Below are 23,352 nucleotides of genomic sequence, written 5' to 3'. Positions count from 1 at the left end.
GAGTCGAAAGTTCACACGGCATCGCGATCAGCACGCGAAATTATCCACCCGAGGTGATGAACGCGCTGCCGGTCGATCGAACGATTCTTGGTGAGATAAAAATCACCACTTCCGCGTCGCGCGTTTGCCGCTGAGTCGTTTGAAAAAGGTAGCCCACTCCGGGCAGTCGACTCAGTCCTGGAATGCGATTGACTCGATCGACCGTCTCTCTTTGGACCAATCCACCAATGACAATGGTTTTGCCGTCTTTGACACTGACCGTTGTGGAAACACTTCGGCGGTTGATGATCGGGAACCGATTGATTGACAGAGCCGGGGTTGCATTTCGAACATCCTCACTGACCTCCGCTTTCTCGATATCGATCGTCACTTCGTCACCACGAATGTGCGGTGTGATGTCCAACATGATTCCGGCATCGACCTTTTGAATGTTCTGTTGAAAGAAAACCGAGTTGTTGCCGGTTGATCCCGGTGGTTGCACACTGAAGAACGTTTCGCGATTGATCGCGATGTTGGCTTGCTCGCCATCCTTGGCCATCACGTGTGGAGTCGCGCGGATGGTCAAATAACCTTTTTCGGAAAGCAATCGAACGAACGCGGAAGTGTTTCCAAAGTCAGAGAAGATCGCATCCAAACCGGCTTGCGAAAGTTCACCGTTCAACGCCAAACCAGACGCGCTGAGCGAGAGTTCTTTCACGCCGTCCATCTCGACCGCGTGTTGCCAATCCAACCCAAACTGAAAACCAGAGTCCGGCGACACCACACAAATGATTGCCTCCAACACCACCTGCGGAATCGGTTGATCGATGTTTTGAAAACGTGACACGATGTCATTGGCAATCCGCGGTGGTGCTTCGACCAGCATTGTTTTGGCTTGCTCGATCACCGTCACGTATTGCAACCAAGACACCGGCACGGTTTCCAACAACGTGTTTGGATCCATGTGCAGAGGTTGATACTGGGTCTTGATCGACACCATCGCGAAAAGTGGCGAGGCAGGATCGGGCGGCGCGACAATCAATTGCTTTCCGCGGCGGGACGATGCCAATCCCAAAGGCAGCAAGACCTTTTCAACCGCTTCATCGACGGTCAGATCATTGATTTGTGCGTTGACAATTCCGGCTACGTTGTCGTCCAACACCAAATCCAAGTTGGCGTCGGTAGCCAACAAAGTCAGCACTTCGCGAACATCAGTCTCGATGAATTCTTCATTGATCAAGTAGTCCTCGTCGTAGTTGACGCGAGCGATCTGCGACGATCGAGCCTGCGAGATCGGGATCAGTTCCAATGGAATGATCTCTTCCTGAGGCGTTTGGCTGAATCCATCAATCGAATGTTCTTCTTCGATGATCACGGTGTCGCCGTGATCAACCATCACGCCGTCAACAACGACAGAGTGGTCGTGAACGTTTCCGATCATTTCCGGATCGCCGCCAGTGGACGCGTTGGACTGATCCAATGATTGCTGGATCAATTCATCGATGGAGGTTCGATGGTAATCTGGCCGGTACGCACACCCCACCAACGACAGAAGAAGGCAGATCAACCCCAGCATTCTTTTCATTCGAATGCAAAGCATCCGAGGGATCGGCTTGGGCAAATCAAAAACAGCAACGATGCGTCTCATGTGGGCAAAGAAGCGAAACGAGATGTTTCACTGACCGTTGCTGTTAGTGGTTGTACAGTTGTACGCCCACCCCGATTCCTGAAGCGGTTGCGATTTACCACCGTAAAAAGCGTCATCAAATCGATCGTTCACGATCGTGACTCGTGCCAGCGTTCAGTAGCGTTGGGGCGGGAAACTACTAAGCATCAATGCAGACGGCCCGTGATTTCTCACGGGCCGTCGCATTGTCGAGTTGTTGATCAAAGAAGTGCCGCAATCAGTTCAACGGGGCACTGTTGAACCAGGGGCAAATCATGCGGCTTTCTAGATCGCGGTGACGTGGGCAGGTCACCGCTTTCAACTCGTGGGGATCGGATGATCTTGCATTCAGCAAGGTCATCCGAGGGGAAGCTTCGTCATCGACGACGGATCAAAGAGCCGTGATCGTACCGGTCACGGTTGTCTCGTAAGTTCCCGCGGCGAATGAGCCGAACGTGCCAGTGATGAACTCGACAGACAAGTCCAACGTTGCATTCGAGACACCGTCACTGACGGCGGAAACGGTTGCGATGTTGACCGAGTTGGCATAGTCCGTTTGGCCGGTGGCCTGCGAGATCGAGAACGATCCCGGACCAGTTTGGCTGTTGATGGACAATCCCAATTTCGCATCTCGTTTGAAGTTGGGATCAGCTGTGTTTACAAACGGACCATCGGTCGCGAAAGAAACGCTCACACCGTTTTGGCTGTTGCCAATCACGTTCCACGGTTGCGCCGTGAAGGTTTGGTTGGCGTGAGTTTCATCGTGAGTCAGGACCGCGTCGGCAGGAGCCGTCACGCTCATCGCGACCGAAACGTTCGCGGTGAATTTTTGTGAGTCCGTTGTGTCGGCGAACAATGTCGAGACGGAACCAGCGGACAAAAGGGCAGTCAGGGCAAGGGCAATTTTTTTCATCGGTTTAAAATCATTCTTGGAGCAAAGTGGGCAATCTAGGAGCATGTCATTTCGAATCGCGAATCCAGACTTCCGTGGGCAACCCACCGTCATTCGAAACAAGTTTCTCATGTTGGCCGGGTGGGTTCGTTCCGAAGTCCGCCATTCGTTTTGACACCGAAACGTAAGCTGCGTTTTTGCGTTCGGTCGCGCGGACAAATCAATTTTCATTCTCTGGCGAATAAAAACCGTTTGAAAAGTTCAGGCTAGAACCTGCTCAATGTTCAGACGCTCCGCAGATTGGTCTGGTCTTGAACGCTTTCGATGCACTATGGAAGAGGCAACACTTACAAAATTCACCTTGTGAGCACGTACCCGGCAGGGGAGTTATTGCCGTGCAGACTTTGAAAACAGCCGCCATTGTCGTACTCATGACGACGGTCCTTTACGGGGCCTGGATATCGATGACGACACCGCCAGATGCGTTGCCGCCTGAAGTGGCGCGGGACCTCATCGTAGACGCCGATACATTTGATATCAGCGATGGGATTCCTGAAGCCTTGGGCTCCCTCGACCCCCTCGCGGAGTTCGGGATCGATGATGGAACGGCGGCCGATCCAAACTCATTTGATCAGTCCAATCTGGCATTGAACGATGCTGCAAATGGCGGATTCGGGGACTTGGAATCGGCTCTCGGTAGCGAAGGCGCCGACGTTGGAATCGACGCACCGTCTGATCCGATGTCGATGGATTCCGTCAATCGAAGTTTCGCCGATATCCCTTCGCAACCAGCGTCGGCGACGGACAACTTGGGCGCGGAATCAAGTTCTTTCTCGATGTCCGATTTGGATTCCCCCGCCACCGACATGCAAGCGAGCCGTTTGCCTGAAGTGACGCCCGGTTCGAGCACACCGATTCAACTGAATCCAAACCAAGAGTACACGTCGACCGGAGCGACCTACCAGTCGCCTGATCCGAACACCGCCATCGCCTCGGTGAAGCCATCCAATCAATCGACACCCGATGTGGTTGCGCCTGAATCCAATGCGATCGCTTCGGCAGGTTTGAGCAATGCGATTGCGACCGCCGACCGTCAATATCATTCCGATCGCCGACGAGAAGCCTTGGCAACACTCAGCCTGTTCTACGAAACACCCAATTTGACCAGCGAGCAACGCGACGAATTGCTCAGTCGTCTGGATCCGTTGGCCGCCGAAGTTATCTATTCGTCCGAGCACTTGTTGGCAGAACCGCATCGTGTCGGTCCCAACGAAACACTGATGGACATCGCAAAAAAGTATGAAGTGCCGTGGCAATTGCTGGCAAACATCAACGGAGTTGATGATCCAGTCACAATTTTGCCGGGCACCGATTTGAAGGTCGTTCGCGGCCCATTTCGTGGCGACATCGATCTGAAGTACCAAGAACTGACTTTGTTCCTGGGTGACTTGTACGCCGGACGATTCAAGATTGCCGTTGGAAACGATCCGGCTCCTAAACCTGGTTCGTACACCATCCAAGAAAAGCAATCCGCGAAGACTTACTACGACATGTCAGGCACACCGATCCCGCCCGGCAACCCACGCAACCCATACGGGTCGATGTGGATCGATTTGGGATCCGGTTTGAGCATCCACGGAAGTCCCGATGCGAACGCTCCGACCGACAAGGGCTGCATCAGCCTGGCCGGCAACTATTCGCGTGACGTGTTTGGCATTCTGTCCGAAGGATCGTCGGTCACGATCCGCTAATGATCCGGGTCGACGCCACCTTGAAACACTCAAAGCGTCGTTCGGCCAAAACCCGAGCGACACCGGGTTTTCGAGACATCTACTTTTGCCGGTTCAGCCGCATCAAAGCGGCAAGCTCGACCAAGTGACGAAGTGAGTCACAATGAGCCGTGTATCGCAATCGCGGTCGCAGCTTGTCACACAGGGCTCGCCCGCCGATCAGCAATGGGACGTCTTCCCCTAGCGAATCGGCCAATTGGTTTTGAGCCGCGACAAACATCCCCGGTTCGCTGACCGAGGAAACGCTCATCCAAACCATTTGCGGGTCGTAATCATGGGCCGCTTGGACAAAGCTTTCCATTGGAAGGTCATTGCCGAGGCTGGTCGCGTTCCAACCAACTTCGCGAAGCGCTAACTCGACCAACATCGTTGGCAATTGATACGGATCGCCCTCCGGTGCACCACCGATCGCAATCGGAGCGGACTTGGGAGGTGAAGGGATCTCAGATCGCAGCTCGTAGATCAATCGCATCGCGATGTCACATCCACGACGTTCTTGGTAGACATCCAGTTGGTTGCAATCCCAGGCTTCGCCGAAACCGTGCATCGCATCGGTGATCAACGACTCCGCCGCTTCGCTTCGCGTGTGACCCGCCGCAACCTTCTTGGCCATCAACTCGCGACACGCCGCTTCGTCGCCTTCGGCCAATGAATCGCGAAAATTTTGGTTCAGTGGGTCTTCGTTTCCATCAATGCGAGTCGTCCGATCCGGCGACAGCTGAGGCAGGCCCAAAACCTCCGGCTTCAACAAACACCGGTCATTGGCGTGCACGAACGCCTGCAACGCGTCCAGGGTGATCCGGCGATGGCCGCCTGCTGTCTTGATGACCGGGATCGTTCCGTTGTCGCACCATCTCTTCACCGACGACTCGCTGACATCCATCGCCGCGGCGACTTCTTTCGGTGAGAACTGGGGCTGACGAGCTGCCACGAGACACGTTGGGATGAGAGAAAAGAAACGAGGTGAACGTTTTAAAGGACGATGTGAACGTTTTAAACGCCTCGGATGAACGTTTCCAGTGTAATCGGGTGACAATGGTGGACGTTTTCCGTCCACCGCACGCTGGAATGCTGGACGATTTCCAACCGATTCACGCACGTTTTGAATACTGGGATTACTGGAAAATCTTTATTCGCGACGAATTTCGCTTGCATTTGGTTTTGCGGACCGATATACCAATGGACGTTATGAACGTTTTGGCAATCCAAAACGTTCACGCAAGCACGTCGTTCGGCACATCAATTGCGGAACTCGCGACGCATTGTCCATTGGGTTGGAAGAGAACGTTGACTCGAAATTGCCATCTGGCGACTTCCAAATTCGGCACCTCCCTGACTGACCCTGCGATTTAGCTAACAGCCACTAAGCCCAGCCATTCGAATAGGTCGAAAAATGCCAACCCTCACCGCTTCTACCGTTCCTGCCCGCCGCCCCGCCTGGCTCAACTGTTCGGAATTGGATCAAGCGATGGCTGAGGTTCAGCCACTGTTGACGGACATCTCAGGCGAGGATCATGCCTCGCTGCGAAAACTGACCAAACGCCGGTTGCGTCAGGAGATCGACTTCATCTCCAACGAAAAGTTCACGTCGGTCCGAGAAGGAAAGCGGATCTTCTCCGAGTCGCTGGGCTTGGCTCCTCGCGAAACCGCACTCGGAATTGCCACGATTCGTCGCAGCGGAGTCGACCTGCCGATTCACTTGGGAAGATTGTGTGAAGCTCCTTTGCTCAAACCCGAACAAGAGAAGATGTTGTTTGAGCGAATGAACTACCTGCTGCAGCAAGCGGCAATTCATCGCAGCGTCCTGAATCCCGAGCGTCCTTCGCGTCACCGATTGGAATTGATCGAGCTGTTCGTGGCTCTGGCCGATTGGCACCGCGATCGAATTGTTGAGGCCAACTTGCGGCTCGTGTTCTCGATCGTCAAGAAGTTCGTCAATCCAAACAACACCTTCGATGATTTGCTGAGCGACGGAATCGTGGCGTTGATTCGCGCGGTCGAAAAGTTCGACTTCGATCGTGGTTTCCGATTCAGCACCTACGCGACTCAGGTCGTCCGACGCAATTCATACCGAACCGTTGTGTTAAAACAACAAGAACGTCAAAAGGTCCAAGGGGGGCTGCAGGACATGGATATCGATGTCAGTGAGGAAGAACGTTCTTCCGCGATCAGCGAAAAACGATGGCACGAATTGCGAAGTCGTCTCAGCGTGATGCTGGGCGATTTGGATCGTCGCGAAAAGTTCATCATTCGCGCTCGGTTCTCGCTCGGACCCCACCGCAAAGTTCACACGTTGCAGTCGCTCGCCGATCGGTTGGGTGTCTCCAAAGAACGAGTCCGTCAACTCGAACGCCGTGCGATGGACAAACTCCGTGCGATGGCGGGCGACGTCCAGTTGGCAGAGTTGGAAGCGTAGGTTCCGGTGGCATCAAACTCCGATCACACTTCTCAATCTTCTAGCACAGTCTCATCCACGGACGAATCGCCATCGTCCGAAAGCGGCGGACGCACCGAGCTGCCCGAGGAATGTCGATCTCAACCCGGAACGGATCACTACGCGGCAACGGTTGAATTGCCGGTCAGCATCGACGAAGCGTTCGCGTACCACGAACGCCCCGGTTGTCTGAACCGATTGACTCCGCCTTGGGAAAGCGTCCAAGTCGAACATTCCGATCAGTCACTGGCACCGGGAAGCCGGGTCGTTCTCAAGACAAAGATCGTGGGCATCCCAGTGCGATGGAAAGCTCGCCACGTCTGGTACGATCCACCTCATGGCTTTGCCGACGTACAAGACTCCGGTCCGTTCGCACGTTGGGCTCACCAGCATCTTTTCGAGTCGCTCGATTCCAACCGATCCCAGCTCACCGACGCGATCGAGTACAAATTGCCTGCGGGCGTTGCGGGAAAGGTGTTTGGTAGCGGCAAGGCTCGCCGAACCATCGAAGCAATGTTTGCCTATCGCCACCGCGTCACCCAGGATGATTTGCAGATGATGGCTGACTACCCGATGAGTCCCAAGACGATCGCCGTGTCCGGTTCAAGCGGATTAGTGGGCGATGCTCTTTGCACGACGCTGACGTTGCTCGGACACAAAGTCATGACGATCACTCGCGGCGATCACGGTGACGAGGACTCCATCGCCGCATGGGGTGATCCGGCTGAGTTTGAGAAATTCGAATCAGTCGACGTGGTTGTTCATTTGGCTGGTAAGAGCATTGCGAGCAAGCGGTGGACGCCCGAATTGAAAGAACAAATTCGCGAAAGTCGAGTGGAGAAGACTCAGGCTCTTTGCGAGGGATTGGCCAAGTTGCAAACGAAGCCGCCCGTGCTGATCTGTGCATCGGCAACCGGGATCTACGGCAATCGTGGCGAAGAAGTTTTGACGGAGACATCCCCTGATGGCGACGACTTCCTGGCTGATGTCGCTCGGCAGTGGGAAGACGCCTGCCAGCCCGCCCAAGAAGCTGGCATTCGAGTCGTGAACACACGGTTCGGCATCGTACTGTCACCGAAGGGCGGCGCACTGCAACAGATGTTGCTGCCGGCAAAAATAATGGGCGGCAAATTGGGCAGCGGCGGGCAATGGTGGTCTTGGATCGCACTGGATGACGTTGTCGGAGCAATCGTCCATTGCATCCACAAGGAAGAGATCAACGGCCCGGTGAACTTCGTTTCGCCCGACCCCATTCAAAACCGCGAATTCGCGAAAGTGCTGGGCGAGGTTCTTAACCGACCGGCTCTGTTCCCGGCCCCGGCTTTTGCTCTTCGTCTGGCTTTGGGTGAGATGGCCGACTCGTTGTTGCTGGCCAGTTCGCGAACGGTGCCCGAGCAGTTGCAGCAAACTGGATACAAGTTCCGCTTCACTGATTTGAAGGAATGCTTGCGTACGCTTTTGGGCAAAGATCTCAAACCGGCGACGCAGGCAACCGCATGAACGCGAATCTCTTGTTGCTGCTCAATGCGTTGTCGACCTGGTACATGGTCGGGTTGATTTGGATGGTTCAAATCGTTCACTACAAGATGTTCGACCGCGTCGGGGAAGATGTCTTCGCTCGCTACGCAACGGATCACGCTCGGTTGATCACGCCGATCGTCGCCGTCCCGATGCTGATTGAAATCGCCACCGCCGCCGGATTATTGATGACTCGCCCGGGGAACATCTCGTTCACCTGGGCCGCGGTGGGAATTGCTTTGCTGATCGTGATTTGGGTCAGCACCGCTGCCTTGCAAGTTCCCGCGCACGGAAAGCTGGCATCGGGTTTTCAGCCGAACGTTTATTCCACATTGGTGACAACCAATTGGATTCGCACGATCGCGTGGTCCATTCGTGGGCTGTTGGTCGGTTGGGCTTTGTGGACGCTGCTGCCGACCAAGGTTTAGTCACGATCATCGTCGTTGGATTATCCTTCCAACCCGGAAATCGTCTTTCGCATCAGCGTGAATCGTTCCGGCGACCGAGCGTGTTGCGTCCATAGGTTTGGGTTAAGATACGCATCCGTGTTTCGCATTCCGAAACACTTCGATGATCCCCACCCCATTCCCACCTCCCGCATTCCATGTCTCAAAAAACATTTGGATCGCTCCTGCTTGCGATCACAGTCTGCTTCGGCCTGATCAGCTCCAATACGACGCTTCGTGCCGACCAACCCGTTCAACTGATCTTTGACACGGACCTCGGCAACGACGTCGATGACGCACTCGCCATGGGAGTCATCCACGCATTGCAATCACGCGGTGAATGCGAGTTGCTGGCCGTCACGATCACCAAGGACCACGAACTGGCCGCCCCGTTCGCAGATGTGATCAACACGTTCTATGGTCGCGGCGAGATTCCGATCGGCGTTTGCCGCAGTGATGTCACCAACGGCGAAGGCCGCTTTAACGGATTGGCCGCCATCCAAGACAATGGCAAGGACCGATATCCACACGATTTGCGAAGTGGTAAAGATGCTCCCGACGCCGTCGAAGTGTTGCGTCGTACGCTGGCCAAGGCCGACGACAACAGCGTCGTGATCGCTCAAGTTGGATTCTCCACCAACTTGGCCAATCTGCTCGACTCGCCCGCCGATGAGATCAGCCCGCTCAACGGGTTGGAATTGATCAAGAAGAAGGTTTCAAAATTGAGCGTGATGGCCGGTGCTTTCACTCAGATCAAGAACAACAAAGGTCAGCCGTATGACCACAAAGAGTACAACGTCGTCAAAGACATTCCTGCCGCACAGAAGTTGGCGAAAGAGTGGCCGACGCCGATTCTGTGGAGCGGTTACGAAATTGGAATTGCACTGCGTTACCCGCACGAGAGCATCGAGCAAGACTTTGGCTACGTGGAGCACCATCCGTTGGCCGAGGCATACATCGCCTACAACCCACCGCCACACGATCGCCCGACTTGGGACCTGACTTGCGTGTTGCAATTGGTGCGGCCAACCCGCGATTATTTTGGATTGACTTCGGTCGGCAAGGTCACCGTTGCCGACGATGGGCTGACCACGTTTGAAGAAAACGCAGACGGTCGCGATCAGTATTTCACGTTGAACGACGAACAAATCGCCCGGACATTGGAAGCGTTGCAGTTGCTTTCCAGTGAGCCACCACATCCGGTGCATTGACCCACAAGGATTTTGACATCCATGAGTGCCCGTCTGATCTCTCTTCGTTGCGACCATTGTGGTGCGCCCATCGATGTGAAGAAGAAAGCCAAGTTCGTTACCTGTGGTTTTTGCCACGCGAGCTTGGCGATCCATCACACCGGGACGTCGTACTCCACTGAGTTGCTGGAGGATCTGAAGCAAACGACGGACGCTTTGGTCAAGGACGTCGCGCAAATCAAACACAACGCGGCGTTGGATCGATTGGATGAACAGTGGGAACGAAGACGCCTGAAATTGCTCGGTACGAACAAACACGGGCACCAGATCACTCAACCGCCCAACCAGGCCACAATGATCATTGTGTCTGGTTTCGTGATCGTGTTCGCGTTGATCTGGACTTGCTTGGCCGCCGTGATGTTCGCCCCCATGGCCTTGTTCGGCTTGGTATTCATGGGCATGGCGGTGGTGGGACTGATCAGTTCGTTCTCGAAGATGAACACGTACAAAACTGAGCGAGCTCGCTACATGCGAGAGCGTCAATCGCTGATCGAACAGATCCAAAGCAGCGACTGATCGATGGATGCTTCTTCCTTCGCGGCTGGGATCACCAACCCAGCACGTGAGCGAACACCAACGGAGCACAGATCGTTGCGTCGCTTTGGATCATGAACTTGGGCGAGTCGGCATCGATCTTGTACCAAGTGATCTTTTCGTTCGGCACCGCTCCGCTGTAACCACCGTAGCTGGTCGTCGCATCGCTGATTTGACAGAAGTAGCCCCACAATGGGATGTCCAGCTTCAAGTCTTGAATCAACATAGGAACGACACAGATGGGGAAGTCGCCCGCGATTCCGCCGCCAATTTGAAAGAACCCGATCGGGTCCTTCATCGTCGCTTGGTACCACTGCGCCAATTGCTGCATTTGTTTGGTGCCGGTCGCATAGGCACCGTGGCCAGGAACACTGCCATCGATGACATGGGCGGTGTAAATATTGCCCAACGTTGAGTCTTCAAAGCCGGGAGTGAAGACCGGAATGCCAGCATCCTTCGCCGCGGCGACCCAACTGTTTTCGCGGGGAACTTGGTAGTGCTGGACCAATCCCTCATCGTCCAGAAGATCGAACATGTACTCGACCGGCATGCGAGCGGCGTTCTCGCCGGCCGCCTTTTGCCACATGGGCACCAATCGATCCTCTAGGTGCCGCATGACCGTTTCGGGAATGCAGGTGTCGGTGACTCGGTTGAAGCCACGGTCTCGCAGGGCGACTTCGTCTTCGGCCGAAAGGGCTCGCCAGTTCTCGACAATTTCGTATTCGTCATGAGCGACCAAGTTGAAGATGTCTTCTTCCAGGTTGGCCGCGGTGCAGGTGACGGCGTGTACCTTTCCCTTGCGAATCATTTCGGCAAGTGACAGCCCCAGTTCGCCGGTGCTCATCGCACCCGCCAAGGTCACCATCATCTTGCCGCCACCATCAACGAATTCACCGTACGACTTTGCCGACGCCAGCAGTTCACGCGCGTTGAAGTGGCGGAAATGCGTTTCCAAAAATTCCGTGACATTCATGACAGATCGGTAACCAATACGAAGGAGGGAAACACTGAAGTCCACGGTGGAATCGCGCGACCAATTCAGCCCCGAACGCGCAATCAGCCGTGATTTTTCGGTACTTCGCAAAAAATAAACAGTCCGCGATGGCGCCGAATCTTACCGTTCACTCGGCTCAGTGTCGTCAGGGGATCAATAGCAGTTTTCCTTCATGAAATCCGTTCGAACCGCCGTTGCAGTCATTGGAGGCACCAACCAATTTAGGTGCAAATTCTGAAACCCGAGCGAAACATTTTGCATCCCTTGCTGTTGGATCCACTATGAACAAGCTGCAATCCAGAAGTGCGTCACTGAAGCCGACCTACCGTCGATGGATCCGGACGGGGATGACGCTCACGATCCTCGGGATTCTGATTGGGTTTGCTTGGAAACCGCGGTTGGTCACCGAAAATTACCTTCGCGATGCCACCCATGTGATGGTGACCGACAGCGAAGTCGCCCCCGCCGGACCGCCAGTCGCTGACTTGGTTCGCGAAGACGCGTCTTATCCAAAAGCAGACTCGCCGCGGCACCGCTGGTACATCGGCGGATTCCCGCTGGATGCTTACCAAGCCCGGATGTCTCACAACGAAGGCGTCGATGGTTTGGACCGCTGGAGCACGTTTGGCTTGGGGTTGTGGATCGACGCTTGGTTTTGCATCGGCGTTCTCGCGTTGGCTGGAATCGCCGCCTACCACATTCGTCCTGGACAATCACCTTGGAACGTTCTGTGGTCGCCCAATCAAAACGACAACACCCGCTACCGTCGGGCCTTGGTCGGAATTGCATCGATCGGTTTGATCGCGACTGCCTTTCACTTCTACGAAACACAGCGTCGGTTGCGGACGTTCGAGCGTGAAACCATGGTCACGTTGGTTCGATCGACCGACCATCCCATCGTGGCCAATTTGCCTCTTGCATTTCGCGGTCCATGGACCCACGCGTCCCAACTGCAATGCCATCCTGAATCAAATCTGGAATCGATTGACTGGAGCAACTACAAGTCGCTCGACTTCATCGCGTTGACTGGTGAGATCGATCAGGCAACGCTGCTAGCGATCCAAGAGAACCCTTGGGTCACTGGCCTTCGTTGGAGCAACGTGCCAAGCGTCGAAGCCGCGAATTCAGTGCTGGCACAATTGCCATCGCTTCGCAGCGTCTCGATGTCATTTCGATCTGGCGACGAAGAATCCGAGCAAGCATCCGATGCGAAGATTCAAATTCAATCGCTCGACCGACTGGCTTCTTTGTCACTGCGTCGCATTCAAGCGTCGGCAATTTGCACCGAGGACCTGTTGGTGCCTTCGTTGACGATGCTGGAGATACAAACCATCGGCCCAAGCCCTGAATCTTGGTTGTTCGAAGATGCCAACCGATTGCAATCACTTTCCGTTCGCCACCTGCGTCCGAATCGCCGAACGAACGCGGATGAATTGAAGTTGACCGTTCGCTTGATGCCCGCCTTGACGGAGCTTTCAATCGACGCAGGAATCCCAGTCGACTTGAGCCTTCTCGAGTTGCCACGTTTGGCCAAACTGCATGGTATCGATTCCTATTCGATGCGGTTCAGCAACGCAGAGGGAGAAGACGGTTACATCGCTCGGGTTTCTTCGCTGAAGATGTCCGGTCTCAGTTCGTTGACAAAGCTGGAATTGGCCGGCGAGAACTTTGACGACTGGGAAATCGAAGAGTGCCCACGCTTGCACGACGTTCGAATCACACGACCAGCACCGGGCGGCTACGGTCGCTTTCGTCGCGGTCGACGAGGTTGGGAAGCACCTCCTCAATTCGCCGGTTCACGCTTCTTTGCCTCGGCTGCTACCGGCCCTGCTCCATTGCCACAGAAATCGACGAAGGGTTTGATGGCGTGGTCCGCATCGCTGCCATCGCTTCGCACGCTGAACTTTGATGGCATGGACCTTACCACGTGTGAACTCTCGAAACTGAAGACTTGCTCTTACCTGAAATCACTGACACTCGAAAACTGCCAACTTGAGCCGCGGCAACTGGAAGAACTTCAAGTCGTCAGCACGCTGCGTGAATTGTCGGTCTCCGGTGCCGAGATCGATCCCGAAGTCTTTCCGCAATTGCTGGCCATGCATAGCAACTGGGAAGTCCTGGCACTGCCTTGGGAAGAACTGGAAGAAATCCGCATCATCGACCAACCGCAACTCAGACGAGCTTTCGGCACGCGAAACCTTCGCGCCAAACACATCGAACTGGTGAACCTGAATTCGCTGGTCAGTCGTTTGCGTGTCGCTCCCGGTGTAGAAACAGTTCGCGTGGTCAATCTGCCTCGTCTGACCGAGATCGACATTCGTCGTCCACAAACAGACCAGATCGAAATTGAACGGGTGCCTCACCTGTTGTCGTTCACCTTGGAACGAGGTGTTCTCAACTCGACAGCACTCAGCAGCCTGACGCAAAGTCGCCAACTGCACTCGTTGATCTTGCCGGGCACTGACTATCCCGAAGGACTCGGCAAGCACTTCGCGTCTTGGCCCGGACTGCAAGAAATCAACGTGATGGGAACAACCATCGGCGATGACGACTTGCGAGAGCTTCCAAACTTGAAGAACCTTCGACGCCTGCGTTTGGACTACACCGCGTTAACTGAAAAAGGCATCTCGACACTAGCACGTTGTGCTCGATTGCAAAGCGTCTCGCTGATGGGACTGGAATTGTCCAGTGCCGCGTTTGAGCCGTTGTCTGCTTTGTCGTGGTTGATGGAATTGTCGGTGAACGAATCGATTTCGCTCCCCGATGCACTCCAGTCCATTCGCTTGATGCCAGATGAATGGGCAGCTGAAAGCACTGACCCGCGTCTGGCCGAGAAATGGTTCAACGGCCTTCGACCGGGTGCTAACCGCGGGACGGAATTTTCCCGCCGCAGGCCGAACCGTGGGCGGCACCCGCGTTGGGTGTCCAACGAAGAAAAGCGTTCCAACGAGGCATCGGATTCACGACTGGCGCCTCCGCCGTTTGATGCAACGTGACCAAAACGCCAGCCAAGGCGAACAGGTACATGTGCACCATGTGAATGATGCCGACTTCGTGGAACATTCCATTGCAGACGTAGCCGCTGAGCAATCCCAGCATCAAAATGCCGATTGCTCGTCGATGATCCTCGGCGACAGGATCCCAAAGAGTTGCTCGCATCTGTGAACCAGTTGCATCGGCATGTTTCGCGGATGCAAGCTGCCACGCCAGGCAGAACAAACTGATCAGCATCAACAAATGCATGCTGAATCCGAACAGCCCCAAGTCCACCAGCGTCGACAAAAACACGTTGTGTTGCATGTAGGGGCGGGCGTTTTCCAAAGGCACACCGTGCCGGCGAATCGCATGATAAGGTTCCGCCGCGTCAAAGTAGTTGCCATAGCCATGACCACCCAACGGTCGATCGAGGAACATCTCGTAGGCAACCAAAGCCAACAGCGGTCGCAACTCGACACTCTTCGCGGCATCTGCGGCACTCAACGCCTTGTCGCGTTTCATGCTCATGATTTGGTCTTTCAATCCCATCGCCATCGCACCGCTGAACACGACCACTCCCGCAAGCGCAACGATTCGAACGCGACGAGGAACATAGATCATTCCGATCCAACCCAACGCGGCGATGGCGCCCAACCACACGCTCCGTGTCAGTGTTGAATAGCACCCCGCCAGCATCAGCAAAGCCAACATCGCGTACCAAGCTTTGCCGTGCCGTCCGCTTTCGAGAAAGCGACTTGCACACGCCGCCAAAGCCAACGTCAACAAAATTCCGTTGCCAGCCGGGTTTAGTAATGGCCCGCGGCCTCGTCCGTAGAATTCCCAGACTTCGGGATCGTTGATGAACCGAGGGAACACCAGGGCTCGGACATCCAGCATCTCCATCACGCCGGTGAACGCCAGGTACGAACCCATCGCGATCAACGCGGTGACCATTCGGTGAATATCTTGTCGAGTGAAGGTCGCGGTACGCATCACCGCGTACACGCTGCACGGCAAAGCCATGTAGAACAACCATCTGGCGATCGGCGGTTGACCGTCACCGAACATTCCGAATCGCAAGCAGCTCAGCAAGGTGATTCCGACGAGACCGACCACCACACCATCGGTTCGAGTCACGCGTGGGAGCTTGTTCTCGCCCGTCAGAACACGAAAGACGGCGACTCCGATCACGGCCGCCCAAAGCAACCGATCCAAGCTGATTTGGACAAAACCGTTGACCGCAAAGAAGGCAGGTCCAAACACGGTCCCGAGAAACAACACCGCCATCACCAACGTCCACATGCGAGCGTTGTGCAAGATCGGGATGGACCAAGGAATGATCGCGAACAGAATCAGAATGAGAAGCAAGGTCATGCGGAACAATAGCTCACTCGATGGTTCCTCACCGCCCGCGGGCAGGCGTTTCTCGATGAAGCGAATCATCAAGTTTGCCGGTTACAACGATTGATCGCTTTGTGAGCGTCCTGCCGGTCGCATGCATCGAACTCATTCTCCCGTGCGAAACGTTCGATTCGATCAGACAGGCGAACTGCCCTCCGCACTCGCCCGTTCCCGTTTGCCTGTTCCCATTTGCCCGCTCGCGTCAGGAAACCCAGTGCCGCGCCGCGAAAATTGCCGTCGCTCCGCCATAACTCAGCCGCGCCGCACATGCGGTTTGGTGGGGTTGGTTGCGTGTGCGTGCATGATCGCCGGTTGCTCTCATCCAGTGCGTGCGTTGGTCGGCGGAAACATGCGGATCGATGGCGACATGGGCGTTAACGGAGACATGGGTGTCGATGGCGACATCAACATGAACGGCACGATGACCACGGTTAGCAAGACCGACAACACGGCGTCTCCGGTTCGTGCAGTCCAGATCAACGACAAATCCGCTGATTCCCAGTCGCGCATCGCGATCGTTGATGTGGATGGATTGCTGATCGACCAAAACTTCAGCGGTTTTGGGTCGATGGGTGAAAACCCCGTCGCGTTGTTCCGCGAAAAGATGCGACACATTGAATCTGACCCGACCATTTCCGCGGTCGTGCTGAGAATCAATTCGCCCGGCGGCGGCGTGACGGCATCGGACATGCTCGCCCACCAACTGCAGCACCTCAAATCCGAACGCAACATTCCGGTCGTGGCCTGCCTGATGACGACCGGCACGGGCGGTGCGTACTACTTGGCCACCTACGCCGACGCAATTGTCGCGCATCCGACCTCGGTTGTGGGCGGAATCGGAGTCATCCTAAACAACTACAACATGGAAGACACGTTGGGTCAGTTCAATATCGTTTCGTTGCCGATTAAGTCGGGTGACAAGATCGATGTCGGATCACCTGAAAGAATGATGCAGCGAGAAGAACGCGACCTGCTGCAATCGATGGCCGACGAATTCCACGAACGTTTCATCGATCAAGTCCGCTCGTCACGAGGCGAGCGACTGACGGTCACCAGCAATGTCGACGAACCAAATTTGGATGAATCGGAAGCAGGCAAGCTGGACGCGGGTGATCTGGCTAGCGATGACGCGGACAATGAAGCGACAAAGCCAAGCGATTTGGTCCCGTTTGATGGACGCGTCGTATCAGGCCTGCACGCTCAAAAGATCGGCTTGGTTGACCAAACCGGGTACCTCGACGATGCCGTTTCGCTGGCCGGACAGATGGCTGGACTCTCCTCGTCACCCGCATTGGTTCTATTGCGGCGAGACAACGATCGAGCGATGTCAGAATTTGACGTCACTCCCAACGTGCCAATGACATCAATCTTGCCGATTCAATTGCCCGGACTGGATCGCAGTTCCATGCCGACGTTCCTGTACCTGTGGCAACCTGACCCGAGCATCGTCACCGCGAACGGCGGCTAAGCAGTCATGCCCCAGCTCTTGACCGTGTTCTTCCAGTCGGTCGTCAAAGCGGAGCACAGGTAGCCGATGTTGGACATGTATCGCGGAACCAATCGCTTTGGATCGCTGAGCATTCGGTAGGCCCATTCCATGCCAACGCTTTGGAAGATTTTGGGGGCTCGCTTCGCCGTTCCAGCCAAGAAGTCAAACGACGCACCAAGTTGAATGCTGACGGGCACACCAATCCGAGCGGCATGTTCGGCGATCCATTGTTCGCCTTTCGGCTGACCAAAAGCGACGAACAACAAATCCGTTCCAGCGTCACGAATTCTCGCGTCTTGAGCGGCCTGTTCTTCCGCGGTGAGCTTGCGGAACGGCGGTGATTCGCAGCCGGCGATTTGCAGGCCCGGATACATCGCCTTCAAACGCTTGGATGCTTTTTCGGCGACACCAGCTTCACCGCCCAAGAAGTACACGCGGTGGCCACGTTGGGCGGCTCGTCCGCACAAGTGCACAATCAGTTCGCTACCGGCGACTCGTTCAGGCAACGGTCGGTCGGTCAATTTGCTGCGAGCGACAATGGGCTGACCATCGGCGAGCACCAATGCCGCACGATGGGTGATTTGCTGAAGCTGCGGCGATTGATGGTGCAGCATGCAGTAGTTCAAGTTGGCAGTGATGACATACTGAGGCGTTCGAGCAGCGATCAATCGATCGATCGCATCAACCGATTGCCACATGTCCAAACGATCAAACGGCACATCCCAAACGCTCACGGTGTCACGCACGCATGGCGGGGCGGTGACAACTGATTGCTCGATTTCCGTGACGACGGTCGTCTCAAATCTTGGCCCCGACTGGAATTTCTCTGTGGCCGATCGCGGAGCGGAAGGCACCACGAACGAAGAGGCCGAAGTCGAGGAGGCGGGATAAGAACTGACGGGAGAAGCCGAATTCATTGGGGACGTATTCGATGAGTGGTTGAAAAATCGATCCAACCGCGACAATCGGAACACCCGTCATTCAGAGAGGGCCCGAGCCGCGATAGACTGCACGTTCAACCCTACGTCACGTTTTTTGACTTCACGCAAATTTGGCCCCAAGCAACGCATGCTGATCTTCACACTTGAAGGATTCACCCCCGCTGCAATTTCCGCCTATGGGTCCTCTTGGAATCGAACTCCCGCCATCGATCAATTGGCGGCCGAAGGAACCACGTGGAACCGTGCCATCACTCCGGTCACGGATCCTCTCGAACAATGGGATCTCTGGGCAAAAGCGTTGGCGGAAACTCCACGGGCAAAAGAAATCGTCGTGGTCACCGACGACCCTCGCCTTTTGGAACGCAAATCGGCCGCCGCATTTGAAGAAATCGTTTTGCTAGAAAGCGATGTCGAAACGGAATCCGAAAGCGAAGCCGAGACCGTTGAAATCGAAGACACATCGATCGGTCGCTTGACCGCCGTCGCCGCGGACCGATTGGCACAAGGCGACTCGGTCTGGTTGCATTCGCGGTTCCTGACGCATTGCTGGGACGCGCCGCGAGAACTCAGCGACGACTCCGTCGCCGAAGAACCAACCTACTACGCGGATGAATATGAAGAGGACCCGTCGATCGAAACTGATGCGGCGGACAACATGGACGACGCCATGGAAGAGGTGCCGTTCATGGTTCATACAACCACGCCACCGGATCATCGCATCACCGCGGAAGACGATCCGGATTGGATCACGACATGGATGCGAACCTACGGTTGCCAAATCAAATTGGTCGACGCGATGCTCGATGTTTTGGACTCGGTGCTCGAGCCCGACGCGACGGTCGTGCTGGGTGGAACCAGCGGGTTTGCACTTGGTCAAAATGGCGGCATCGGACATCGAACCGGTCCGTGGCGGTCGTGCCATCTGCACGTGCCTCTGGTTTGCTCGGGTGGCTCGGGCCTGCGGTCTCGCATGGTCGCGTCCGCCGATGAAGTCGCTGCTGTGATTGACGCTCGGCTATCCGACCCGAGCGGGGATCTCATGCCAGCCGAACGATTCGTTGCTGAAAACGTTGCGAACCCTGCAACGGAAGAATCTCAGCCCGACGAATCTTTGCGGTCGGATGCCACGTCGCCATCCCACAAAGCTCGTGTTATCACCCAGCATCGCAATGTCCCGATCGCGATCACGACCAACGATTGGTTCTACGTCCTCTCCGAAGAAGACGAGGCCGAGACTCCATCGTTGCCAAGTGAATCCGATGATCGATGCCATCTGTATTTGAAACCCGACGACGTCGACGATTTCAACAACGTGGTGCGTTTGCGACTCGACGAGGCGGACCAACTTCACCAAATTCTTTTGAACGAATCGCATCGAGCAGAGTGACTCATGATTGTTGGCGTGCCTTCGGAAATTAAAACCGACGAATACCGCGTGGGAATGCTTCCCGTCGGCGTGGCGGAACTGACCCAAGCGGGGCACACCGTATTGGTGCAAGCCGGCGCGGGGCTTGGATCGGGTCTGCCCGACCACGACTACCTTCGAGCGGGCGCCGAGCTGGTCGCCTCCGCCGAAGACATTTTCGCGAAAGCCGATTTGGTGGTGAAAGTGAAAGAGCCACAGCGGTCGGAATACGAATTGATTCGGCCCGGTCAGCTGGTCTTCACCTATTTCCACTTCGCCGCGGACGACACGCTGACCAAAGCGATGCTGGACAGCGGTGCGACGTGCCTGGCCTACGAAACACTTCGTGATGCATCGGGACAACTACCGCTGCTGACACCAATGAGCGAAGTCGCCGGTCGGATGAGCATTCAAGAAGGTGCGAAATACCTGGAACGCCCTCAGATGGGACGCGGCATTTTGCTGGGCGGTGTCCCCGGCGTTGCTCCAGCTCACATCACCATCCTTGGCGGCGGCGTGGTGGGTGCCAACGCCGCCAAGATCGCGGCCGGATTCCAAGCCGACGTGGCGATCCTGGACGTCAATCTCGATCGTTTGCGATACCTCGACGATGTGATGCCCGCCAACGTAAACACGCTCTACAGCGATCGTCACAACATCGTCGAACAACTCGAACGAGCCGACTTGGTGATCGGTTCCGTATTGATCCCCGGTGCTCGAGCACCCAACTTGGTTCGGGCCGAAGACCTTCGCATCATGAAGTCGGGTGCGGTCGTCATCGACGTCGCCGTGGACCAAGGCGGATGCATCGAAACCAGTCGCCCAACCACTCACAGTGAGCCGACTTACATCATCGATGAAGTCGTCCACTACTGCGTCGCGAACATGCCCGGAGCCGTTGGCCGAACCAGCACGTTTGCATTGTGCAACGCGACGATGCGATGGGTCTCGAAAATTGCCGCGGCGGGAATGTCTGGTGTCTTACAAGACACCGGTCCTCTTCAATCCGCGATCAACATCCACGAAGGCAAGATCGTTCACGAAGCCGTCTCCTCCGCCTATCAAGGCTGAGCCTCAGGTCTTGTTGGCTGTTTCAACACTTCGCTCGAAGAGTTTTTTGCCACAGAGATCACAGAGGGGATGCGTGTGATTTTCTGGTCCGACGCACTGCATCGAACACCATCTCTGTGAACTCTGTGGCAAAACCACTCCACACCAGACTCACAAAGAAAACAGCCCTCCTCGAAAACCAACGGTGTGTCACTCACCGGTTTCGGTATTTTCCGAACTGTCTGGGTCAGCAACCTCAGCTTCCGACTCGGCTAAATCCTGATCGCTCGGCGAAGGACCCTTTCGCAGCATCTCCAACTTTTTATCGGGTTCGCCGTAGATGAGCACCGGGTTCTCCGGATCTTTCATCAGTTCGATTCGCTCGGGAGTTTCGTAGTCGTAGTCATCAAATGCGACTCGAACATGAGTCTTCCCGGCATCACCTCGAACCTGAAGGACGTAACTGGTGTCCTCGATGCTGGTGTATTCATCGGTGAGTTCCCAGTCGTAACTGACATAGCTGACCGTCCCCACTTCGCTTTTGATCGCTTCGTCGTCTTTGATCAACTCGTAAGTCTCATGTGACGACGTCGAATCAAACGGCACCGGGATGGTCTCGAGTTCGACGCGAGTGTCCAAATCGGTTTCATCGGGGACCCAATCCACACGGTCAAACCAAATCTCTTCTTTGTCGCTGACTTCCGCTCGAACGATTGCGTCGCCATCCGTTCCAACAACACGGTAAAAATAATTTTCGCTGTAGAGCGAATTGTCAACATTGTGCTCTTCCGCGAATTCGATCGATTCAATCTCACCGACCTGCTCTCGGATGGTTTCATTTTCTGACAACGCGTACATCAATGCATGAGGAGTCTCTTCGTCGTCAATCATGTAGTCGTAGTTGACCGCGTTGATTTCCTTGGCGAGTCGCTCGACCGCGTAGTACCCCAGCCCCAAAACACCGCCGCACATCAACAACATCGTCACGGAAACGATGGCGACGATGATGACGGTGTTCTTTGACGAGCCACCGGACGGCGAATTGGGGACCGGTTGGGTGTAAGGTGAATGGGGCGCGTGAGACATGAGCGAAGCTTCTGATCGAACGAGAGCCGAAAGAAAATGAGATGGCTCGGAGTATAAACAAAAACGGACTGGTGATTTCCACCAGTCCGTTTGCATTCGTTCCGATTCAGCGTCGATCGATCACTGCAGTGGCACGATCATTCGTGTATTCCCGCGACGGATGATCAATCGCAAAGGAATGCCCTGCCGTTTGGCTTCGGTGATGATCGCTTGCAAAGCCGTGACGGAGCTGACCGCGTTGCCACCGGCACTCTCGATCACGTCGCCCGCCAACAATCCAGACTCATCCGCGATACCGCCGTCCTCCACACTGACAACGATCAGTCCCGAATCCATCCCGGCGTATCCGTAGCGTTGAGCGGACTCGGGCGTGATGGGTTCAAGCTTTGCGCCCAGGACGCTGCCGCCATTGAACATCGCCATCGCTTCGCTGGTTCGTTCCTGCAGATTGACGGTCTTGGTCAACGTTTCGCCATCGCGATTGATCACCATCGAAACGCTCGCCCCGGGTGGGCGACTGGCGATGTAGTTGACCAGTTGCGAACTGCTGCGGACCTTCTTTCCATCAACACTGACAACAACGTCACCCGGCTGCAAATTCGCGTTCGCAGCAGGCTGCTTGTCCAACACGCCTTGGATCAAAGCACCGTCGTTGACCTTCAAACCCATCTCTTCGACCAACTCGGGCGTCACGTCACGCACTTGGGCACCCAAGAAACCACGCCGCACTTGGCCGTACTCGATGATCGATGTCAGCACGGGGCGAGCCAACGAGACCGGGATGGCGAATCCGATGCCTGCGCTCGCTCCACTTCGCGAAAGGATCGCGGTGTTGATGCCGACCAATTCACCTCGCAAGTTCACCAGCGGGCCGCCTGAGTTACCCGGATTGATCGCCGCATCGGTTTGCAAGAAATCCTCGAATCCGTTGCCGTTGTTGACGATCCGGCGGTTGCGGTTCTTTCCGCTGATGATGCCCGCCGTCACGGTTTGATCCAATCCAAAGGGACTGCCGATCGCCAGCACCCAATCGCCAACTTGAATGGCGTCGGAGTCACCGAACGCGATCGCTCGCAAGTTATCGGCTTCGACCTTCAGAACGGCCAAATCGGTTTCAGGATCGGTTCCAACCACTTCCGCTTCCAAACGACGATCGTCGCTCAGTTCGACGTAAACTTCGTCGGCGTCTTCGACCACGTGGTTGTTGGTCAGGATGTATCCGTCCTCTCGGACAATCACGCCACTGCCCTGGCCTTCTCGTTCGGGCATTTGACGGCCGCCTTGTGACGGATCCTCAAAGTACTTTTCAAATCCAGGCGGCAACTGGCTTCGCAGTCCCGGTGGCAATCGACTCGCAACTGCCTTCGCGGTGGTCTTGGAACTGACGCTGACGACGCTGGGACGCATCGCTTCGGCAACCGTTCGAAACGATGCCGACAAATCTTGAGCCGTGTTGAGCCCTTGGCCCGGATCGATCGCACCGGCTCGCGGGGGCGTTTGA

Annotated in this window: 17 protein-coding genes and 1 pseudogene; 10 read left to right on the top strand and 8 right to left on the bottom strand. The window is 55.5% G+C overall.

What is annotated here, in order from left to right; all coding sequences use genetic code 11:
* Nucleotides 1–40: 40 nt before the first annotated feature.
* Both B2R17_RS11675 and B2R17_RS11670 read right to left on the bottom strand, forming a co-directional pair.
* The gene (locus B2R17_RS11675; protein ID WP_286764123.1) at nucleotides 41–1,555 is read right to left on the bottom strand and encodes a type II secretion system protein GspD; all 1,515 of its coding nucleotides are present in this window, start codon (nucleotides 1,553–1,555) and stop codon (nucleotides 41–43) included.
* Nucleotides 1,556–2,036: 481 nt separating this feature from the next.
* Nucleotides 2,037–2,558: a hypothetical protein gene (locus tag B2R17_RS11670; RefSeq protein WP_008652783.1), complete on the bottom strand. Its 522-nt coding sequence runs from the start codon at nucleotides 2,556–2,558 to the stop codon at nucleotides 2,037–2,039.
* Between the two features lie 443 nt (nucleotides 2,559–3,001).
* Here B2R17_RS11670 and B2R17_RS11665 point away from each other — a divergent pair, with 443 nt between their 5' ends.
* Nucleotides 3,002–4,288 (top strand): L,D-transpeptidase family protein, encoded by a 1,287-nt coding sequence (locus B2R17_RS11665; RefSeq protein ID WP_286764122.1) that lies wholly within the window; start codon nucleotides 3,002–3,004, stop codon nucleotides 4,286–4,288.
* Between the two features lie 79 nt (nucleotides 4,289–4,367).
* On the opposite strand, the gene B2R17_RS11660 is transcribed toward B2R17_RS11665, so the two are convergent.
* Entirely contained in the window at nucleotides 4,368–5,258 is an 891-nt protein-coding gene (locus tag B2R17_RS11660) for a MerR family transcriptional regulator (RefSeq protein ID WP_039960806.1), read from the bottom strand.
* 462 nt (nucleotides 5,259–5,720) lie between these two features.
* Between B2R17_RS11660 and B2R17_RS11655 the strand changes: the two genes are divergently transcribed.
* From B2R17_RS11655 to B2R17_RS11635, 5 genes are all read left to right on the top strand, one after another.
* A complete protein-coding gene (locus tag B2R17_RS11655) occupies nucleotides 5,721–6,743 on the top strand; it encodes a sigma-70 family RNA polymerase sigma factor (protein WP_008652788.1) in 1,023 nt (340 codons plus the stop codon).
* 6 nt (nucleotides 6,744–6,749) lie between these two features.
* Nucleotides 6,750–8,261: a TIGR01777 family oxidoreductase gene (locus B2R17_RS11650; protein WP_286764121.1), complete on the top strand. Its 1,512-nt coding sequence runs from the start codon at nucleotides 6,750–6,752 to the stop codon at nucleotides 8,259–8,261.
* The gene (locus tag B2R17_RS11645) at nucleotides 8,258–8,707 is read left to right on the top strand and encodes a hypothetical protein (protein ID WP_008652790.1); all 450 of its coding nucleotides are present in this window, start codon (nucleotides 8,258–8,260) and stop codon (nucleotides 8,705–8,707) included. Before B2R17_RS11650 ends, B2R17_RS11645 begins: the two co-directional genes overlap by 4 nt.
* Before the next feature lie 176 nt (nucleotides 8,708–8,883).
* Nucleotides 8,884–9,936, top strand: a complete 1,053-nt coding sequence (locus B2R17_RS11640; protein WP_286764120.1) for a nucleoside hydrolase — start codon at nucleotides 8,884–8,886, stop codon at nucleotides 9,934–9,936.
* Between the two features lie 75 nt (nucleotides 9,937–10,011).
* On the top strand, nucleotides 10,012–10,491 hold the full coding sequence (locus tag B2R17_RS11635) for a hypothetical protein (RefSeq protein ID WP_286764139.1): 480 nt from the start codon (nucleotides 10,012–10,014) through the stop codon (nucleotides 10,489–10,491).
* A 31-nt stretch (nucleotides 10,492–10,522) separates the two neighbouring features.
* Here B2R17_RS11635 and B2R17_RS11630 read toward each other — a convergent pair whose 3' ends face one another.
* A complete protein-coding gene (locus B2R17_RS11630) occupies nucleotides 10,523–11,482 on the bottom strand; it encodes a deoxyhypusine synthase family protein (protein WP_008665712.1) in 960 nt (319 codons plus the stop codon).
* Nucleotides 11,483–11,784: 302 nt separating this feature from the next.
* On the opposite strand from B2R17_RS11630, the gene B2R17_RS11625 reads away from it, so the two are divergent.
* Complete coding sequence (locus B2R17_RS11625) at nucleotides 11,785–14,499, top strand: adenylate cyclase (RefSeq protein WP_286764119.1); 2,715 nt, start codon at nucleotides 11,785–11,787, stop codon at nucleotides 14,497–14,499.
* A gap of 304 nt (nucleotides 14,500–14,803) precedes the next feature.
* Here the strand turns inward: B2R17_RS11625 and B2R17_RS11620 are convergent.
* Nucleotides 14,804–15,175, bottom strand: a pseudogene (locus tag B2R17_RS11620) (O-antigen ligase family protein); the annotation flags it as partial.
* A 1,006-nt stretch (nucleotides 15,176–16,181) separates the two neighbouring features.
* On the opposite strand from B2R17_RS11620, the gene B2R17_RS11615 reads away from it, so the two are divergent.
* Nucleotides 16,182–17,348 (top strand): S49 family peptidase, encoded by a 1,167-nt coding sequence (locus tag B2R17_RS11615; protein ID WP_286764118.1) that lies wholly within the window; start codon nucleotides 16,182–16,184, stop codon nucleotides 17,346–17,348.
* Here the strand turns inward: B2R17_RS11615 and B2R17_RS11610 are convergent.
* Complete coding sequence (locus B2R17_RS11610) at nucleotides 17,345–18,286, bottom strand: WecB/TagA/CpsF family glycosyltransferase (protein WP_286764117.1); 942 nt, start codon at nucleotides 18,284–18,286, stop codon at nucleotides 17,345–17,347. The genes B2R17_RS11615 and B2R17_RS11610 overlap by 4 nt on opposite strands.
* Before the next feature lie 118 nt (nucleotides 18,287–18,404).
* Here B2R17_RS11610 and B2R17_RS11605 point away from each other — a divergent pair, with 118 nt between their 5' ends.
* Both B2R17_RS11605 and ald read left to right on the top strand, forming a co-directional pair.
* Nucleotides 18,405–19,697: a sulfatase gene (locus B2R17_RS11605; RefSeq protein ID WP_286764116.1), complete on the top strand. Its 1,293-nt coding sequence runs from the start codon at nucleotides 18,405–18,407 to the stop codon at nucleotides 19,695–19,697.
* A gap of 3 nt (nucleotides 19,698–19,700) precedes the next feature.
* Nucleotides 19,701–20,786 (top strand): alanine dehydrogenase, encoded by a 1,086-nt coding sequence (ald, locus tag B2R17_RS11600; protein ID WP_286764115.1) that lies wholly within the window; start codon nucleotides 19,701–19,703, stop codon nucleotides 20,784–20,786.
* 189 nt (nucleotides 20,787–20,975) lie between these two features.
* Here the strand turns inward: ald and B2R17_RS11595 are convergent, their stop codons facing one another.
* Nucleotides 20,976–21,851: a hypothetical protein gene (locus tag B2R17_RS11595; RefSeq protein ID WP_286764114.1), complete on the bottom strand. Its 876-nt coding sequence runs from the start codon at nucleotides 21,849–21,851 to the stop codon at nucleotides 20,976–20,978.
* A 120-nt stretch (nucleotides 21,852–21,971) separates the two neighbouring features.
* The coding region (locus B2R17_RS11590; RefSeq protein WP_286764113.1) for a Do family serine endopeptidase at nucleotides 21,972–23,352 on the bottom strand (1,381 nt) is incomplete at its 5' end.

The organism is Rhodopirellula sp. UBA1907 (assembly GCF_002337565.1).
Lineage (GTDB): Bacteria > Planctomycetota > Planctomycetia > Pirellulales > Pirellulaceae > Rhodopirellula > Rhodopirellula europaea.
The sequence above is the reverse complement of the archived record's forward strand: the minus strand, read 5'-3'. Positions and strand labels throughout refer to the sequence as shown.

Excerpts from the sequence above, each read along its gene's own strand:
- B2R17_RS11665 (WP_286764122.1), top strand. The coding sequence starts at position 3,002 with ATGACGACACCGCCAGATGCGTTGCCGCCTGAAGTGGCGCGGGACCTC.
- B2R17_RS11595 (WP_286764114.1), bottom strand. The coding sequence starts at position 21,851 with ATGTCTCACGCGCCCCATTCACCTTACACCCAACCGGTCCCCAATTCG.
- B2R17_RS11655 (WP_008652788.1), top strand. The coding sequence starts at position 5,721 with ATGCCAACCCTCACCGCTTCTACCGTTCCTGCCCGCCGCCCCGCCTGG.
- ald (WP_286764115.1), top strand. The coding sequence starts at position 19,701 with ATGATTGTTGGCGTGCCTTCGGAAATTAAAACCGACGAATACCGCGTG.
- B2R17_RS11615 (WP_286764118.1), top strand. The coding sequence starts at position 16,182 with ATGATCGCCGGTTGCTCTCATCCAGTGCGTGCGTTGGTCGGCGGAAAC.
- B2R17_RS11630 (WP_008665712.1), bottom strand. The coding sequence starts at position 11,482 with ATGAATGTCACGGAATTTTTGGAAACGCATTTCCGCCACTTCAACGCG.
- B2R17_RS11625 (WP_286764119.1), top strand. The coding sequence starts at position 11,785 with ATGAACAAGCTGCAATCCAGAAGTGCGTCACTGAAGCCGACCTACCGT.
- B2R17_RS11640 (WP_286764120.1), top strand. The coding sequence starts at position 8,884 with ATGTCTCAAAAAACATTTGGATCGCTCCTGCTTGCGATCACAGTCTGC.
- B2R17_RS11670 (WP_008652783.1), bottom strand. The coding sequence starts at position 2,558 with ATGAAAAAAATTGCCCTTGCCCTGACTGCCCTTTTGTCCGCTGGTTCC.
- B2R17_RS11675 (WP_286764123.1), bottom strand. The coding sequence starts at position 1,555 with ATGCTGGGGTTGATCTGCCTTCTTCTGTCGTTGGTGGGGTGTGCGTAC.
- B2R17_RS11645 (WP_008652790.1), top strand. The coding sequence starts at position 8,258 with ATGAACGCGAATCTCTTGTTGCTGCTCAATGCGTTGTCGACCTGGTAC.
- B2R17_RS11610 (WP_286764117.1), bottom strand. The coding sequence starts at position 18,286 with ATGAATTCGGCTTCTCCCGTCAGTTCTTATCCCGCCTCCTCGACTTCG.